Origin of the sequence: Methanothermobacter thermautotrophicus (genome assembly GCF_014889545.1) — an archaeon.
Classification (GTDB): Archaea; Methanobacteriota; Methanobacteria; order Methanobacteriales; family Methanothermobacteraceae; genus Methanothermobacter; species Methanothermobacter thermautotrophicus_A.
The window spans coordinates 288,718-304,452 of the sequence record NZ_QKOF01000007.1 but is presented as its reverse complement, the minus strand read 5'-3'; the positions used below and the strand labels follow the sequence as shown (position 1 = coordinate 304,452).

Annotated in this window: 15 protein-coding genes; 9 read left to right on the top strand and 6 right to left on the bottom strand. The window is 47.5% G+C overall.

The genetic code is table 11. The features are described 5' to 3' along the window. Nucleotides 1–252 precede the first annotated feature (252 nt). The 6 genes from DNK57_RS08920 to DNK57_RS08895 all read left to right on the top strand — a co-directional run bounded on the left by DNK57_RS08920 (nt 253) and on the right by DNK57_RS08895 (nt 8,748). Nucleotides 253–5,193: a cobaltochelatase subunit CobN gene (locus tag DNK57_RS08920; RefSeq protein WP_226891243.1), complete on the top strand. Its 4,941-nt coding sequence runs from the start codon at nt 253–255 to the stop codon at nt 5,191–5,193. A gap of 206 nt (nt 5,194–5,399) precedes the next feature. Beyond that, complete coding sequence (locus tag DNK57_RS08915) at nt 5,400–6,110, top strand: DUF2162 domain-containing protein (protein ID WP_192962598.1); 711 nt, start codon at nt 5,400–5,402, stop codon at nt 6,108–6,110. A 15-nt stretch (nt 6,111–6,125) separates the two neighbouring features. Beyond that, nucleotides 6,126–6,806 (top strand): MotA/TolQ/ExbB proton channel family protein, encoded by a 681-nt coding sequence (locus tag DNK57_RS08910; RefSeq protein ID WP_192962597.1) that lies wholly within the window; start codon nt 6,126–6,128, stop codon nt 6,804–6,806. Continuing rightward, nucleotides 6,763–7,101, top strand: coding sequence for a DUF2149 domain-containing protein (locus DNK57_RS08905; protein ID WP_048060878.1), 339 nt, complete (start codon nt 6,763–6,765; stop codon nt 7,099–7,101). The genes DNK57_RS08910 and DNK57_RS08905 overlap by 44 nt, the downstream gene beginning before the upstream one ends. A gap of 139 nt (nt 7,102–7,240) precedes the next feature. Then, a complete protein-coding gene (locus DNK57_RS08900) occupies nt 7,241–7,924 on the top strand; it encodes a HisA/HisF family protein (RefSeq protein ID WP_192962596.1) in 684 nt (227 codons plus the stop codon). Continuing rightward, the gene (locus DNK57_RS08895; RefSeq protein ID WP_192962595.1) at nt 7,921–8,748 is read left to right on the top strand and encodes a PfkB family carbohydrate kinase; all 828 of its coding nucleotides are present in this window, start codon (nt 7,921–7,923) and stop codon (nt 8,746–8,748) included. Before DNK57_RS08900 ends, DNK57_RS08895 begins: the two co-directional genes overlap by 4 nt. Here DNK57_RS08895 and DNK57_RS08890 read toward each other — a convergent pair whose 3' ends face one another. Continuing rightward, nucleotides 8,749–8,943, bottom strand: coding sequence for a hypothetical protein (locus DNK57_RS08890; RefSeq protein WP_192962594.1), 195 nt, complete (start codon nt 8,941–8,943; stop codon nt 8,749–8,751). 564 nt (nt 8,944–9,507) lie between these two features. Here DNK57_RS08890 and DNK57_RS08885 point away from each other — a divergent pair. From DNK57_RS08885 to pdxS, 3 genes are all read left to right on the top strand, one after another. After that, nucleotides 9,508–9,897 (top strand): nucleotidyltransferase domain-containing protein, encoded by a 390-nt coding sequence (locus DNK57_RS08885; protein WP_192962593.1) that lies wholly within the window; start codon nt 9,508–9,510, stop codon nt 9,895–9,897. 11 nt (nt 9,898–9,908) lie between these two features. Beyond that, on the top strand, nt 9,909–10,331 hold the full coding sequence (hepT, locus tag DNK57_RS08880) for a type VII toxin-antitoxin system HepT family RNase toxin (protein WP_192962592.1): 423 nt from the start codon (nt 9,909–9,911) through the stop codon (nt 10,329–10,331). Nucleotides 10,332–10,726: 395 nt separating this feature from the next. Further along, nucleotides 10,727–11,608 carry a pyridoxal 5'-phosphate synthase lyase subunit PdxS gene (gene pdxS, locus DNK57_RS08875; protein WP_192962591.1) on the top strand — a complete coding sequence of 294 codons (882 nt, stop codon included), beginning with the start codon at nt 10,727–10,729 and terminating at the stop codon, nt 11,606–11,608. Between the two features lie 24 nt (nt 11,609–11,632). On the opposite strand, the gene DNK57_RS08870 is transcribed toward pdxS, so the two are convergent. From DNK57_RS08870 to DNK57_RS08850, 5 genes are all read right to left on the bottom strand, one after another. Then, complete coding sequence (locus DNK57_RS08870) at nt 11,633–12,154, bottom strand: hypothetical protein (protein WP_192962590.1); 522 nt, start codon at nt 12,152–12,154, stop codon at nt 11,633–11,635. A gap of 90 nt (nt 12,155–12,244) precedes the next feature. Beyond that, on the bottom strand, nt 12,245–12,583 hold the full coding sequence (locus DNK57_RS08865; protein ID WP_192962589.1) for a P-II family nitrogen regulator: 339 nt from the start codon (nt 12,581–12,583) through the stop codon (nt 12,245–12,247). 9 nt (nt 12,584–12,592) lie between these two features. Further along, complete coding sequence (locus tag DNK57_RS08860; RefSeq protein ID WP_192962588.1) at nt 12,593–13,816, bottom strand: ammonium transporter; 1,224 nt, start codon at nt 13,814–13,816, stop codon at nt 12,593–12,595. Between the two features lie 220 nt (nt 13,817–14,036). After that, nucleotides 14,037–14,375, bottom strand: a complete 339-nt coding sequence (locus DNK57_RS08855; protein WP_192962587.1) for a P-II family nitrogen regulator — start codon at nt 14,373–14,375, stop codon at nt 14,037–14,039. A gap of 71 nt (nt 14,376–14,446) precedes the next feature. Beyond that, nucleotides 14,447–15,670: an ammonium transporter gene (locus DNK57_RS08850; RefSeq protein WP_192962622.1), complete on the bottom strand. Its 1,224-nt coding sequence runs from the start codon at nt 15,668–15,670 to the stop codon at nt 14,447–14,449. Between the last annotated feature and the right edge of the window lie 65 nt (nt 15,671–15,735).

The following is a 15,735-nucleotide window of genomic DNA, read 5'->3' as shown; positions in this document are numbered from 1 at the left end:
ATCGTGGGCGTCCTTGTTGCTGCTGGTCTTGTGGCCTTCGGATTCCTCAGGGGCGAAGCAGGAAAATAAACCCATCCATTTTTTTTCTTTTTTTATGTTGGTATTACTTTTTCATGATACACATATAAAATAAGTAATATTATTTATTTATTAATACTCTATTTTTCAATTGCCTCGAAATAGTAATAACAATAATTTATATTGTCTTCACAATAAATGAATATTGAAAAATTTAAAGGAGGTGAAAGGATCATGAGAAAACATCTGATTACAGTAACAGCAGTCATTCTCATGTTAATGTTCTGCCAGAGCGTAGCAGCAGCAGACAACAGCACGGAGGTTAGTACGGGAGACTCAATCACAGCAAATAACACGGATCAGATTAAAGATCCAGTGGTACTTGTCATACATTCATCCACAAGCTCCAAGATGACCAATGATGCTGCAAAGAGGGTTATGGAAATCATAAATCCATCACAATCTGGTTATAACCCTCAGAACAGGTCAACATGGGCTGTTCGGTTTGAGGTGAGGACAACCACACAGATTTCAAAGATGGATCCTGCAGAGCTGAAGTCACTTATTGAATCAGCAGACATCGTAATTGCAGAGTGGCTCTTTGACTCAGGAAACTTCAGGAACGTTATGAATGCCCACCCTGAGATCGCATTTAACAGGCCAAACAAGATATTCATTGTCCTTGAGAGCGACCCTGACCTTACAAACATGTCACAGATCAACGGGGTTAAAATATTCCAGGGCATACCTGCTTCGGTCATCGGAAACACAGATACAAAGAACACAATCCTCTATGACCTTAAGAATTCCAATGAGGCCCGTCTAAAGAATTACGTGGCAACGTACCCGCAGCTGGCACCATGGGTGACCTATGGCCTCTACTATGCAAAGAAGGGGACTGTGAACTATGAAAACCAGTTCAAACTCCTGCTCAAGAACTTCACGGTGATGAACGGCGGCACATGGCCATCTGTATGGGAACCCGCAGCACCGGTTACGCTGCCAGCCGAGATGCTCTACCGGGACGGCAGGGTCTTCACAAGCCTAGCGGACTACCTTGCAGCATACCCACTCAACACATCAAGGCCCACCGTCGGAATCGCAGGACTTGACAGCGTGCTCCTATCAGGTGACATGGCACATTTTGACAGCATAATAGAGAAACTCACAGCAAAGGGATTAAACGTCATACCCGTTGTTGGGGCATATTCTGGTGTTAACGGGACACAGCCACTCAACATCTATTCAGCCATGGTAAAATTCTTTGTCTATGATCCCGCAGACCCATCAAGGGTTATAACTGCAGCAGAATATGAGGCAAACTCTTCCAGATACAGATACAGAATAGATGCGCTGGTAAGTTTCACAACATTCACCCTCGGCTCCGGTTTTGTGAACCAGACAGCCAATCTCCTTGAGAGGATGAACGTTCCCGTCTTCAGGGCGATGATATCAACAAAGAGGGAAGAGGGTGAATGGATAATCTCAGATGATGGACTTCTATGGAGCGACAACTACTACCAGATTGCAATACCCGAGACACAGGGAATCATAGAACCCATATTCGTCGCAGCACCTGCAAAGTCCATGGATAACATGACCGGTGTTGAGATAGTCGCCTACACTCCGATAGAGGAGCAGATGGACTACCTTGTAAACAGGATCAGCAACTGGTTGAGATTGAAGTACCTCATGAACTCAGAGAAAAGGGTGGCCCTAATCTACTACAACTACCCTCCCGGGAAGGGCAACATAGGTGCAAGCTATCTCAATGTCCCGGAAACCCTGGTGGAGATTCTCAAGTCACTGCAGAGTGCAGGATACAGTGTTTCAGGGTTCCCTCGGGCAGCTGACGACCTGGTAAGACTTCTGACAGAGAGGGGAATAAATGTTGCTTTATGGGCGCCAGGAGAACTTGAAAGGCTTGCAAATGCCACATCAGTCATTCTGTGGGATGCAGAGGAATACTATGCATGGTTCCAGACCCTCAACCCTGTTGCAAGAAAACAGGTCATAGAGGGACCGGTTGGTTACATTGAGGAGGTCCTGAAGTTAGCCCTGAACTATGCTTCAAGTGATACTGCCTACAAGGCAGCCCTTGGAACCCTTGATAAGTGGTCCTCAGAAATGTTATCCCTTGCAAACACCTATCCTGAGAAGGCACAGGCAGCATCTTCGCTGATCAGAAACATGACAGAAGCCCTAAGGACAGTTCTGAACAGTGCCAGGACGGGGGAGAGTACCGATGCAGCATGGAATCTCTTCTACCAGTTCAAGAATGAGTTCCAGGCCCTGGCTGTCCCGGGATTCAATGGATGGGGATCTCCACCAGGAAACGTCATGACAGTGGAGAGAAACGGCAGGAAGTACATCGTCATCCCCGGCCTGGTCTTTGGAAACGTATTCATAGGCCCGGAACCCCAGAGGGGATGGGAGGCTGATGTTGATAAACTCTACCACAGTACAGTGGTTGCACCCCCACACCAGTACCTTGCATGGTATGCCTGGGTGAACACGGTGTTCAATGCAGACGCACAGGTACACATTGGAAGACACGCCACCTATGAGTGGCTACCAAGAAAGCAGGTTGCACTAAGCAGCTTCGACTTCTCACAGATATGTGCCGGTACAAAGCCCTCAGTCTACATCTACATAATGGACGGTGTCGGTGAGGGTATACAGTCCAAGAGAAGGGGCTATGCTGTAATAATAGATCACCTAACCCCTCCAATGAAAACAACACAGCTTTACGGTGATCTTCTGGAACTCAGGGCCGTCATAGATGATTATGCAAAGACCCCGAATTCAAGTCCCCTGAAACAGGAATACTTCAACTCCATCAGGAACCTCGTCATAAAACTTAACATGGCTGCAGAGCTGGGCATAAACCCTGAAAACTTCACAGTGGATGACATTGAAAGGGTAGAGGATTACCTTGTGGTACTTCAGCAGACACTGATGCCTGTTGGACTGCACACCTTCAGTTTGAGGTGGACTGATGAGGAGATAGCACTCCTGGCAGCAGCCATGGTCTCATCGGATGGAGGACCATCAAGCCCTTCACTTCAGAGGCTCATAGCCGCCGCGAGGGGCTGGAACTTCGATAACCTCACGGCACTGCAGGCGGAGGAGCTCAACAACATAACAGTAAACTGGATACTCCAGGTGATGGGTGGTACACCACCATCAAGCCTAACAGACAATCCTCGGATAACAGAACTCCTTAACAGGGCCCTTGAGTACGTTGCATTGATAAATCAGAGCTTCAATTCAGAGATGAATTCACTCCTGGATGCACTTAATGGAGGATTCATAACACCAAGGGCAGGTAACGATCCTGTGCGAAACCCTTCAGCACTTCCAACTGGCAGCAACTTCTATGCGGTTTCAGAGAACCTCATGCCAACAAAGACGGCATGGAACCTGGGTAAGCGCCTGGCAGACATGGCACTTGCGCAGTTTGACAGAATCCCTGAGAAGGTTGCAGCAGTTGTCTGGTGTGTTGAGACGGTACGTGACGATGGAACCATGGTCTCATTTGTCCTGAGACTCATGGGTGTGGAGCCCACATGGTCATCTACGGGTTCAGCTTCAAATATGAAGGCAACACCACTCTCACAGCTACTTGATGATATAAATGCTCTAAGATCAGCTTCAGGGCTCCCGGCATTCACAGAAAGACCAAGGGTTGACCCTGTTGTAACAACAAGCGGGCTCTTCAGGGACCTGTTCCCGAGGCTTCTCATAAACATGGACAGGGCCTACCGTGTTGCCCTCGCGGCATCCTACAGTGAAATCGTTGCAGCCCACCCGGCACTGAAAAGTTCCCTGGACTATGTGCTGCAGACCCTCGTCGATGCAAAGTACACCAGCTTCAAGGGTAGCGAACCCATGGGTACCAATTACATTGCAATTCACTGGATCAATGACACCATAAGGTACATGCAGGCAGGAATGAATGCCAATGATGCAGGAGAAGTTGCCATCACAAGGATATTCGCACCTCCGGTGGGGGACTACGGTGCAGGTGTCAGCAAGGGAACAGAGATGTCATGGACATGGAACGATAGAAGCGAACTCGCAGAGATCTACTTCAACAGGATGAGCCATGCATACAGTGAAAGGTCATGGGGAGTTTCAATGCCAGAAACATTTAAGGAACTCCTTAAGGGCATCCAGACAGCATACCACAGCAGAAACACCAACCTGTACGGTGTTGCAGATAACGACGACTACTTTGACTACTTCGGAGGTCTCTCAATGGCCATTGAGATGATGAACAATGGCAGAGCTCCCAATCTGTATGTGCTCCACTATGCGAACCCGGCAAATCCAAGGGTACTATCCCTTAAACAGTTCCTTGCAATTGAATACAGGACAAGGTACCTGAATCCTGACTGGCTGCGTAGCATCCTCAATGAGGGCTACCAGGGGCCAAGGACAATAGCAAAGTACACATCACACCTTGTATCCTGGGAGTACACAGTCCCCGATCTACTGGACAGCAAATTCTGGGACTCCTACTATGATGCTCTGGTTGCAGACAGGTACAATCTTGGTCTCACAAGCTACTACTCAAGGAACCCCTATGCTGCAATGGACATCCTGGCTCACTTTGCTGAGATGGCAAACAGGGGATACTGGAATGCCAGGACTGAACAGCTTACCACTATTGCGGAGAATCTCGGACGCTATGTTGCAGAGAATGGTGTTTCCTGTTCAGGTTCCATCTGTGGTGACAGGGAACTTATGAAGTGGCTTGGCCAGTACATGTCATCAGATATCAGGAAAAGATTCACAGCAGCACTCTATGCAGCAACAGGTGCCCAGGTATTTGCCCCTGAACCTTCATCAGATGTGAATCCCGGCGAAAATCCATCCACCGGTCCAACCACAGGACCTTCAAAGCCAGCGACTGGATCTGGGGGTTCAGGCGGCGGAAGAAGCCATTCCAGAGGAAGTTCACAGGGAGCATTTTCTGCAGTTTCACAGGCATCAGCCATGTCAGAGAATTCTGCAGCTGGAGAAAGTGGTCAGAAGAAGTCATATGAGGTTACAGAGACTCCATCAACAGTGAAACAGAGAACGGAGTTTCCAGTATATGGTGTGGTAGGTATTGTAGCCATTCTGGTCCTCGTTGGAGTTGGATACTTCTTTGGACCGGGAAGGAGATAACATCCTCCCCATTTTCTTTTTTGAAAAAACTTAAATATCAGATTAACTTTAATTTCAATAAAATTTATTTGAATGAGTTATTATTCAGAACCTGAGCGCAGTAATAAAAAATGTAGTAATAAAATAGAGCATCTAAGTCAGGAATACGTAATAATTTAATTTATATACTAATTAATCACAAAACTTGAAGGTGGAAGGTGTGGATCATGGACATTGCAAATCTACTGTGGCAGGCGGGGATCCTATCGGTTCTCCTGATATTCGGTGTGAAGATTGGACTGGCGATGGGCTTTGCAGGACTATCAAGGAAGATGGCGGCCCTCATAACCGCAGGTTACGGAGTGGGGGTGTATGCACTTGCAGCCCTGGCAGATGCCTACATGAACTCGCTTCAGGGCTTCTTCAACACCTACAGTTCCCTCATAACAATCATAATGGCAGCCATTCTCATATTCGCGGGTGTCCACACTCTCAGGGAGTGGAAGGAACACAGACGTGACACAGCAAAGACTGCATGTGTGGCAATGGTTGCACCATGCCCCTGCTGTTTCGGGGCGGTCATCGTCAGCATAATTCTGGTATCACCGATAATTGGAGTGTCAGCGGTTACCCTTGGCAAGTACTCAGGAGTAATCCTTGCAGCATTCATAGGTTTCTTCTATGTCTTCGCCAATGGAATCGCAGCCGCAATCAGGAAACCATACCCGGTTCTACTTGGAAACTTCATGCTCTTTGCCGGCCTATACTTCCTCACGGCTGCCATAGTGCTCCCAAACGTGAACAGCGTCATGAGCATGAAGATGACACCCCTCACGGTGCCAGGGATAGACACGATAATATACGTGGTCCTTGGAACCCTAGCCCTGATGGGGCTTGGAATCTACCTTAACAAGAGAAAAAGCACGTTCATAGAATAGTAAGAGGTGATATGTATGGTTGCAGTACCCGGCAGTGAGATACTGAGCGGTGCACTACACGTTGTCTCCCAGAGCCTCCTCATACCTGTTATAGCGGGCCTGCTGTTATTCATGGTATACGCCATAGTGACCCTTGGAGGGCTCATATCAGAGTACTCTGGAAGGATAAGGACTGATGTTAAGGAACTTGAATCAGCAATAAAATCAATTTCAAATCCAGGAACCCCCGAGAAGATAATTGAGGTCGTTGATTCAATGGAGATACCCCAGAGCCAGAAGGCGGTGCTCATGGACATTGCAGGGACAACTGAACTTGGACCTAAATCAAGGGAGGCCCTTGCAAGGAAATTGATAGAGAACGAGGAACTCAAGGCTGCAAAGAGCCTGGAGAAGACAGACATTGTAACCAGACTCGGCCCAACCCTTGGATTGATGGGGACACTCATACCCATGGGTCCAGGTCTTGCAGCCCTCGGTGCGGGTGACATCAATACACTGGCCCAGGCCATCATCATAGCCTTCGACACAACAGTTGTGGGACTTGCATCTGGGGGTATAGCCTACGTCATCTCCAAGGTCAGGAGGAGATGGTATGAGGAGTACCTCTCAAACCTTGAGACAATGGCCGAGGCAGTGCTGGAGGTGATGGATAATGCCGCTCAGGCGCCGGCGAAGACTCCTATCGGATCAAAATGAAGAGGACCCCATGGCTGGAAGCGCCAACCTGGTTGACGCCATGCTGGTACTCTCAGTTGGTTTCCTGATATTCCTGGTACTCTCATGGAACATGCAGAACGTTGTATTTGCTGATATGACTCCCCAGGAGAGACAGGAGACCATGGAGGCCATGAAGAAGGCTGTTGAGGTCCAGAAGGGTCAGGAACTCAATGATACCCCGCAGACCACCTCTGGTTCAGGCCAGGGGTACGTTGAGATGGGAACAGTCTACCGTGACCCCAAGACAGGTAAACTCATAATGGTCCAGGGATAATGGACCGCATTTCAATTTTTTCCACAACCTCTAACTCCTTTTATTGTAGATCCCTATTTTTAGCCCCTCATATTAAATGAAGCTTTAAGTATTCCAGAGACATAAATATTCAGAATTGAGCTAATCAGGAGTTATACCGATGATTGAGATCATACCTGTTATTGATTTGAAGTGTGGGATCGCGGTATCAGGGAAATCCGGTGAACGTGAAAAATACAGGCCCCTGGAGTCAGTATATTCACCTTCACCCGATCCCGTAAACATCGCACTATCCCTCAGGGCGGCAGGTGCAAGGTCCATCTACATAGCGGACCTGGATGCCATTGAGGGAACAGGCTCAAACCTCGAAGCGGTGAGGAGGGTGAACCACATCCTCCCTGTGATCCTTGATGCCGGTGTCAGGGATCGTGAAACATTCCACTTCCTGCTTGAATTCGCATCGAGGGTAGTTGTTGCAACGGAGACCCTTGATAGTACAGGGGAGCTGGAGGAGATCCTCAGGAACTATCCATCAGAGAGGACAGTTATCAGCGTGGACGTTAAGGACATGAAGCTCCACTCAAGGAACCTTGAAATGGGGCTCGAGGAATTCAGGGACCTTTTAACGGGATACGAATCCGATATAATCCTCCTTGATATAGGGGCCGTTGGTACCTCAGGGGGTTTCAACAGGGAGCTCCTTGAACTCTTCAGACCACTTATAGGTCGTGTAATACCCGGTGGTGGTGTTCTCCCTGAGGAGATACCTGAACTTGAGGCTATGGGTGTCAGGGCGGTCCTTGTTGGAAGGGCACTCCATGAGGGGATGGTGAGGCCCGGGTGAGTTCAGGGAGCGGGTACCTCCTCATAGGCCCGGTAAGCAGGGACATCATTGTGAGGGGAGACTCCACCGAGGTGAAGGTGGGTGGTGCTGTCTACTACTACTCAAGGATCCTTTCCCATCTTGGCACCAGCCACACAGCCCTGGTAACAATCTCAGAGGAAGACTCGGAGCTCCTTGAGGAATTCCCGGATCAGACGAGGGTCGTGCCCATCTACCATGACCGTACAGTTGAATTTGAAAACATCTACCTCAATGGCGATACCTCAAGCAGGATTCAGAGGTCAAACTTCGCTGAAAACCCCATAGAAGTTGAGGACCTTGATGGCCTTGCAGAGGAGGACTGGACCGCTGTACTTGCAGGACCTCTCCTCCCCTCAGACATACCCCTCGGGACCCTTGAATTCCTGGGTGAGAGACACAGGCTCTACACAGGACTTCAGGGTTACCTCAGACATCCCATGGGAAGCAGCGTAATACTGAAACCTGCAGTGCACATATGGAGGGTCATGGAGGCAGGGGATGGTGTATTCCTTGATGTGAATGAACTTGGGACGATCTCAGATAACCCATCCAGGGCTCTGAGGATGCTGGCCCGTCATACCTCCGAGGCGGTGGTAACATGCGGCAGGAGGGGTTCAGTCATCTGCCATGGCGGCTCCAGAATAAGGGTAATGGCTGTGAGGGCTGTGAGGGAACTTGACCCAACGGGTCTGGGGGACACCTACATGGCCGCCTATGTGCATGCCAGAAGAATGGTGGGTCCTGAGGCGGCTGGAAGGTTCGCATCCCTAATGGCCACAAGAAAACTTGAGGGTGAAATCTGACTAGATTCCGAGGATGAAGGGCAGGATGATGAAGGGTAAGAGACCGGCTGCAAAGAATATGCCAACACCTGCAAGGACCTGGTCCCGGTTATCATCCATAACACCATTACATATCAGAATCATGCTCAGGAATCCCATAACTGCAGGTATTGCATGGGAGTAGATTACAGATCCGGTGAATGTTCCAGCAACCATTTGAATCACTAATGAAGTTTTTTCAGGTGTGAATTATATGGTGGCGGTTCTTAAATACCTTGCGCATCCCCAGTTGAGGCACTTTCAGGAACTGTGGCCTTTCTAATCAAACGTCTCTGTGCAGATCTTAGCAGGATAAAGGAACCTTAAAGTTTTTATATGGATTAGGTAACAGGCAAAAAACTGCTTCGAATTTTAGCTTGCTGGAGCAGACCTATAAAACTTTCACTAATTCTGTGAGGATCCCTCAGAGCACATGAAAATTCAGGTGAATCCCACAGAAAACCCTTCAGATCCTCTAGCTTAGGAAAATGGTTTGGGAGGAATTTATTGCGTATAGGACTGTTAAGCCCTTTTTCCTGGTCTGTTCAAGTAAAAAGGGGTTAAGGATGGTACATCCCAAAGAGCATAAAACGCATAATACCATGAGGGGTCTAAAATCAAGGATAAACCTCAGAACCTGCATATTGGACAGGATAAATCTTTAGAAATCAATCCACAAGGTCCTGATAGACCCATTCAAGGGGAAAGAATAAAATATCTTGGAAGATAAACCTTTTATGGATGGATTCCATGAAAATGGTAAAAAAGGCCCTTAATGAGATAAAGGCAACCAGAGGCTTTGAGAGGGTGAAGTTCATAATATTGTATGGGTCAGCAGCCGGGGATAGAATGCACAGCGGCTCTGATATAGATCTTTGCATTTATTATGATGGTGATATGGAGGAGGCATCAGATTTCAGGTTCAGGCTTTTATCAAAGCTTCCAGAGGTATTTGATGTTCAAATTTTCCAAGTTCTCCCATTATATATTAGGGTTGAGGTGCTGAAGGGGAAGGTAATCTACTGTGAGGATGAAACATTCCTGCATGATATTGCCTGGGAGACCATAAAAGAATTTGAAGCATTCAAAAACAGGTTCTATGATTATATTGGAGAAAAACCAATAGAATAAAGGGCGGAGCCATGGTAAGAAAAACCATTATAAGGACAAAACTTAAGGAAATAGAGGAAAGCGTAAAACTAGTGGAAGAGAATACTCCTGAAACCTTCAAAGAGTTTTCCGGGCTCGGACTCGTAAAAGACGGCATCTATAAAAGACTGGAATTTTCCATAGAGAATATCTTTGACATATGTTCAATACTAAATTCTGATTTAAAACTTGGGGTTCCAGGTGAAGAGGAGGACGTTTTCGAAAACCTTCTGCGAGATAATATTATCAGTAATGAGATGGGTGAAAAGCTCAGAGCCATGAAAGCTTTCAGGAACATCCTGGTTCATCGTTATGGTAAAATTGATGATGAGATAGCCTTCAATATCCTGAAAAAACACCTCCCAGACTTTTATGATTTCATGGAAAAAATTGAGGAACTACTCAAAAAATTTTAATTTCCAGGCCACCACCCGCTGGTAGTATAGGGATGTTTACGTTAGTAAATGTGACTGTAGATGTTATAGGCGGGGGAAACAAAGGTTATAAGGTCGATGATAACTCTTCCATAATCCAAAACATTCTGGGCATTCCTGATTGACTGATATTGAGCCAGCAACCAGTAAACTGGAAAAATCTTCCAGAAAACTTATCCAGGAGTATAAAACTCAAATCAAAACCATAAAGGGTGTAAAATCACGGATAAACCTCAGAACCTGCATATTGGACAGGATAAAGCTTTTTCGAACATCAACCCAAAAGTTTCTGAGAGACCCCTGAACCTCACTGCAATAGATATTTAACCCCTGATTTTCAAATATTATAATGATCATTCTGATGGAGGAGATTTATCATGCTGCACGGTACAGAAGTACTCAAGAAGGGATTTGCAAAGATGACCAAGGGCGGCGTTATAATGGACGTTGTGAACGCTGAACAGGCAGCAATTGCAGAGGATTCAGGAGCAGTCGCTGTCATGGCCCTTGAAAAGGTACCAGCCGATATAAGGGCTTCAGGGGGAGTTGCAAGGATGGCTGATCCAAACAAGGTCCAGGAAATAATGGATGCAGTGTCCATACCTGTAATGGCCAAGGTCAGGATAGGACACTTCGTGGAGGCCCAGGTCCTCGAGGCCCTCGGCGTTGACATGATAGATGAGAGTGAGGTCCTGACACCTGCCGATGAGAGGTTCCACATAGACAAGAAGAAATTCACTGTGCCATTTGTCTGCGGTGCAAGGAACCTTGGAGAGGCCCTCAGGAGGATAGATGAGGGCGCCGCCATGATAAGGACCAAGGGGGAACCAGGGACAGGCAACATTGTTGAAGCTGTAAGGCACATGAGGATAATGATGAGTGAGATCAGGGAGATCCAGAACAAGGAGGAAGAGGAGCTCTGGGAGGTTGCAAGAAAGATTGAGGCCCCCCTTGAACTTGTCAGGGAAACAGCGAAACTTGGAAAGCTCCCTGTGGTTAACTTTGCAGCCGGGGGGGTTGCAACACCTGCAGATGCAGCCCTCATGATGCAGCTTGGAGCCGACGGTGTCTTTGTTGGTTCAGGTATATTCAAATCAGACAACCCTGAAGGGTATGCCAGGGCCATAGTTGAGGCCACAGCCCACTATGATGACCCGGAGGTTATAGCAGAGGTCTCCAGGGGGCTTGGAACAGCCATGAGGGGCCTGGAGATCAGTGAAATCCCTGAAGAGGGCAGGATGCAGGATAGGGGATGGTAGACCCACCTCTTCCTATTTTAATCTTTAAAGGGCCCTGTAGGTCACAGTCACCCGGTATGTGTCCGGGTCAGTGTAGAGAGGCACGGTCAAATAGTAATCCACTGGAATTTTTATATTAACAGCGTCAGGGTATGTCCAGAAGGTGTAATATGTTGTTGTGAGGCTTCTCTTTGGAACCTCGATGGGTCCGTAGGGACCATCATATTTTATGCTGTATTTAAGGTTTGAGAGTGGTATTGTATTTGAACTGTTGTTGATACCTATGAGGTCGCCTCTGGCCCTTAAGGAGACCCTCAAGGTCCCCCCGCCTGTTCTTATCGATACATTTGTAATGGAGTAATATTCCCTCTCAAGACCATCAGGGTCAACGGTGCCCAGGTTGAGGGCTGTGGGTGTTACGGACATCTGTATACCAGTTGCAAGGGGTTCTGCAGCTGTTGTATTCAATGATGTGGTGTCTGTCGTGTTGTTACCTGTGTCTGCAGATGCACACCCAAACAGAAAAACAGATAATATTACTGTAATGAGCATAACATGGCCCTTCAAGTACCCACCCCGTATGTGATATGGACTTTCACTGTATTTATATCTAATTAAGGTAGCTCTTCATTTAAAAAAAAATGAAAAAAAATAAATTTAAACAGCCTTTTCTCCGCTTTCACCTGTTCTTATCCTCACAACTTCGTCTACACCTGAGATGAATATCTTTCCATCACCTATGTCCCCTGTCTGGGCGCTCTTAACTATCGTTTCAACAACACGGTCCACGTCCTCATCATTCACCACTATCTCAATCTTTGTCTTGGGGAGGAGGTCTATCCTGTAGTCCCTTCCACGGTAACTCTCTGTTATACCGAGCTGTCTTCCACGTCCCCTGACCTCTGTCACAGTCATACCGTGGCATCCTGCGGATTCAAGGGCGTTTTTAACTTCCTCCAGCTTTTCAGGTCTTATTATGGCCACTATCTCCTTCATACAATCACCTCAGATCCTGTAACCTGTCTCCTCATGGAGGTGGGTGTCGAGGCCCTCTATCTCTTCCTTACTGCTCACCCTCAGGCCAACTGTTATGTCCAGGAGTTTGCCGATGATCAGTGTCACCACGAAGGAGTAGGCAGCCACAACTGCCACGGCCAGCACCTGTGCTGTTAGCTGTCCAGGGTTCCCGTATATGAGGCCTGTTCCCAGTTCGTTGATGAATGGTGCTGCAAAGAGGCCGGTTGCCACTGAGCCCCATATACCTGACATACCGTGTATCCCGAAGACGTCAAGGGCATCGTCGTATCCAAGCCTTGGTTTGAGGTATGATACTGCAAGGTATGATATTACGCTTGTGACAAGGCCTATGATGAGGGCTGCAGGTACCGTTACGAAGCCTGCTGCTGGTGTTATGGCGACCAGGCCAGCAACTGCCCCTGATATTCCACCGAGTACCGTGGGTTTACCCACCTTGAGGTAGTCCATTATAACCCATGATACCATACCCGCAGCCGCCGCGGTGTTTGTCACCAGGAAGGCTGATGCTGCAAGTCCACCTGCTGTGAGGGCTGAACCTGCGTTGAATCCAAACCAGCCGAACCAGAGCAGTGAGGCACCTATCACTGAGTATCCCAGGTTGTGTGGTAGAAGCCTTGTGTCCCTTCTCTTACCGAGGAGGTAGACGAGTGCCAGTGCCGCGACACCTGAGTTGATGTGCACCACGGTACCACCTGCGAAGTCCAGGGCCCCGAGCTGCGCCAGGAATCCTCCGCCCCATACCCAGTGGGCCACTGGCACGTAGACCAGGCTCACCCAGAGCACAATGAATGCCAGCCAGGCTGAGAATTTCATCCTTTCAACGACGGCACCGGATATGAGTGCAACCGTTATTGCTGCGAATGTTAACTGAAATGCTATGTAGAGGAAGTCTGGTATTGTTGGTGCCAGTGCAGCAGCAGTGTTAACACCGACCCCGTTCATCAGCAGGTTCACTGGACTTCCTATGAACCCCATTATGTCGGCTCCAAAGGCGAACTGATAGCCGTAGAGTACCCATATTATGCTCGTCACTGCGAAGGCTATCAGGGATAGGAACATGGTGTTCAGTACGTTTTCCTTTTTCGTTAAACCCCCATAGAATAGTGCCACGCCTGGAACCGTCATCAGCATTACCAGGGCTGTTGATACCAGCATCCAGGCAGTGTCACCGGAGTTTAAGACCGCATCCATCAGAGTCATCTCCATGCATTGTTTTTATATATACTATGTTCATCTCTCCAACATATATCATAGTCGGAAATAGGAAAGTAACTTCCGACACTGAGAGTAAGATCATACTACTATATAAATCTTTCGGATATAGTTTCAGATAAATGTGTGCTGAGTAAAACAAATTTAAATAAGAAATTTAATTGCTGAAATATGTTAAATAAATAAATTGTTTAATTTCCTAGATAGCGTCTCTGCCGTGTTCACCTGTCCTTATTCTCACAACATCAATTACATCGGTTACAAAGATTTTCCCATCACCTATATCCCCTGTCCTGGCGTTTTCAGCTATTGTTTCAACGACCCTTTCAAGGTCCCCTGAATCAACAACAACTTCAAGCTGAACCTTTGGCAGGAGATCAACACAGTAGTCCATTCCACGGTAGCTCTCCCTTACACCCATCTGCTGACCCCTTCCCTTCACATCTGAAACCGTCATCCCATGGATTCCCACGAGCTCCAGAGCATCCTTAACATCCTCAAGTTTCTCCCTTCTGATAATTGCTGTGATTTTCCTCATGGTCTTCACCTTAAATAATCCTTAACCGGATTTCTTATAAGTACTTCTGTGAACCATTTTTAAATCTGTGTTCATGTCAGTCTGTAACCTGTTTCCTCATGGAGATTTATGTCAAGTCCCTGAATTTCCTCTTCCCTTTCAACGCGTAGCCCGTTGAATTTCATCAGCAGCATCGCAAGGAGATACGTAACGATGAAGGTGTAGACAGTGACGGTGACAACACCAATCAGCTGACTTACAAGAAGGGATGTGCTTCCAGTTAAAAGGCCTCCTGAGGTCAAAGATGGGTTTAGGGCTGGAACCGCAAACAAACCAACTCCAAGGGTTCCTATGATTCCTGAAACACCGTGAATCCCAAATACATCAAGGGCATCATCATATTCAGCAGCTGGCTTCAACCATGAAACTGCAAGATAACATATAACAGCTGCCACAAGCCCTGTGACAGTGGAGGCACCTATATCCACAAAACCTGCTGCAGGTGTTATTGATGCAAGACCTGTAACTGCTCCAGAAAGAGCGCCAAGAAGTGTTGGTTTACCGGTTTTAAGTCTATCCATGAGGATCCATCCAATCATCCCCGCCGCTGCAGAGGTATTTGTCACGATCATAGCGTTAACTGCAAGGGATCCGGCAGAGAGGGCTGAACCTGCGTTGAATCCAAACCATCCAAACCAGAGAAGACCGGTACCTATAACAGAATATCCAAGGTGATGTGGCATCAGTTTCTGGTCATATCTTGGACCAGTAACGAGGGCAAGGGCAAGGGCGGCTATGCCGCTGGTGATGTGCACCACGATTCCCCCAGCGAAATCATGAACACCAAGGTTCTGCAGGAATCCTCCGCCCCATACCCAGTGGGCCACGGGTACATATACGAGTGCAAACCAGAGAGGGATGAAAAGTATCCATGACGAGAATTTGATCCTTTCCACGACAGCGCCGGAAATCAGGGCAACTGTTATTGCAGCAAATGTCATCTGGAAAATTGCAAAGAGTCCTTCGGGGATTGTTGGAGCATATTTTGAAGCAGACCCTAAATTAATAAGGCTGATGCCCACATGAGAGGATCCTATGATCCCTGAAATGTCTCCGCTGAATATGAGACCATATCCGAACAGAAACCAGAGCAGGCTAACAATTCCAAGGGAAACAAATGATAGAAATATGGTGTTCAGAACATTCTCACGTTTTGTTAAACCCGAATAGAACATAGCAACCCCTGGAACAGTCATCAGTATCACGAGTGCAGTTGAGATCAACATCCATGCTGTATCACCTGAATTTAGCATCATATCACGCTCCTTTCTGGATGTGCCTAACATATCTGTAATCACCAATATAAGGATGCCGGTAACCT

Coding starts and splice junctions, on each gene's coding strand:
- DNK57_RS08920 (WP_226891243.1), top strand. CDS start 253: ATGAGAAAACATCTGATTACAGTAACAGCAGTCATTCTCATGTTAATG.
- DNK57_RS08915 (WP_192962598.1), top strand. CDS start 5,400: ATGGACATTGCAAATCTACTGTGGCAGGCGGGGATCCTATCGGTTCTC.
- DNK57_RS08910 (WP_192962597.1), top strand. CDS start 6,126: ATGGTTGCAGTACCCGGCAGTGAGATACTGAGCGGTGCACTACACGTT.
- DNK57_RS08905 (WP_048060878.1), top strand. CDS start 6,763: ATGCCGCTCAGGCGCCGGCGAAGACTCCTATCGGATCAAAATGAAGAG.
- DNK57_RS08900 (WP_192962596.1), top strand. CDS start 7,241: ATGATTGAGATCATACCTGTTATTGATTTGAAGTGTGGGATCGCGGTA.
- DNK57_RS08890 (WP_192962594.1), bottom strand. CDS start 8,943: ATGGTTGCTGGAACATTCACCGGATCTGTAATCTACTCCCATGCAATA.
- DNK57_RS08885 (WP_192962593.1), top strand. CDS start 9,508: ATGGATTCCATGAAAATGGTAAAAAAGGCCCTTAATGAGATAAAGGCA.
- hepT (WP_192962592.1), top strand. CDS start 9,909: ATGGTAAGAAAAACCATTATAAGGACAAAACTTAAGGAAATAGAGGAA.
- pdxS (WP_192962591.1), top strand. CDS start 10,727: ATGCTGCACGGTACAGAAGTACTCAAGAAGGGATTTGCAAAGATGACC.
- DNK57_RS08865 (WP_192962589.1), bottom strand. CDS start 12,583: ATGAAGGAGATAGTGGCCATAATAAGACCTGAAAAGCTGGAGGAAGTT.
- DNK57_RS08860 (WP_192962588.1), bottom strand. CDS start 13,816: ATGGATGCGGTCTTAAACTCCGGTGACACTGCCTGGATGCTGGTATCA.
- DNK57_RS08855 (WP_192962587.1), bottom strand. CDS start 14,375: ATGAGGAAAATCACAGCAATTATCAGAAGGGAGAAACTTGAGGATGTT.
- DNK57_RS08850 (WP_192962622.1), bottom strand. CDS start 15,670: ATGATGCTAAATTCAGGTGATACAGCATGGATGTTGATCTCAACTGCA.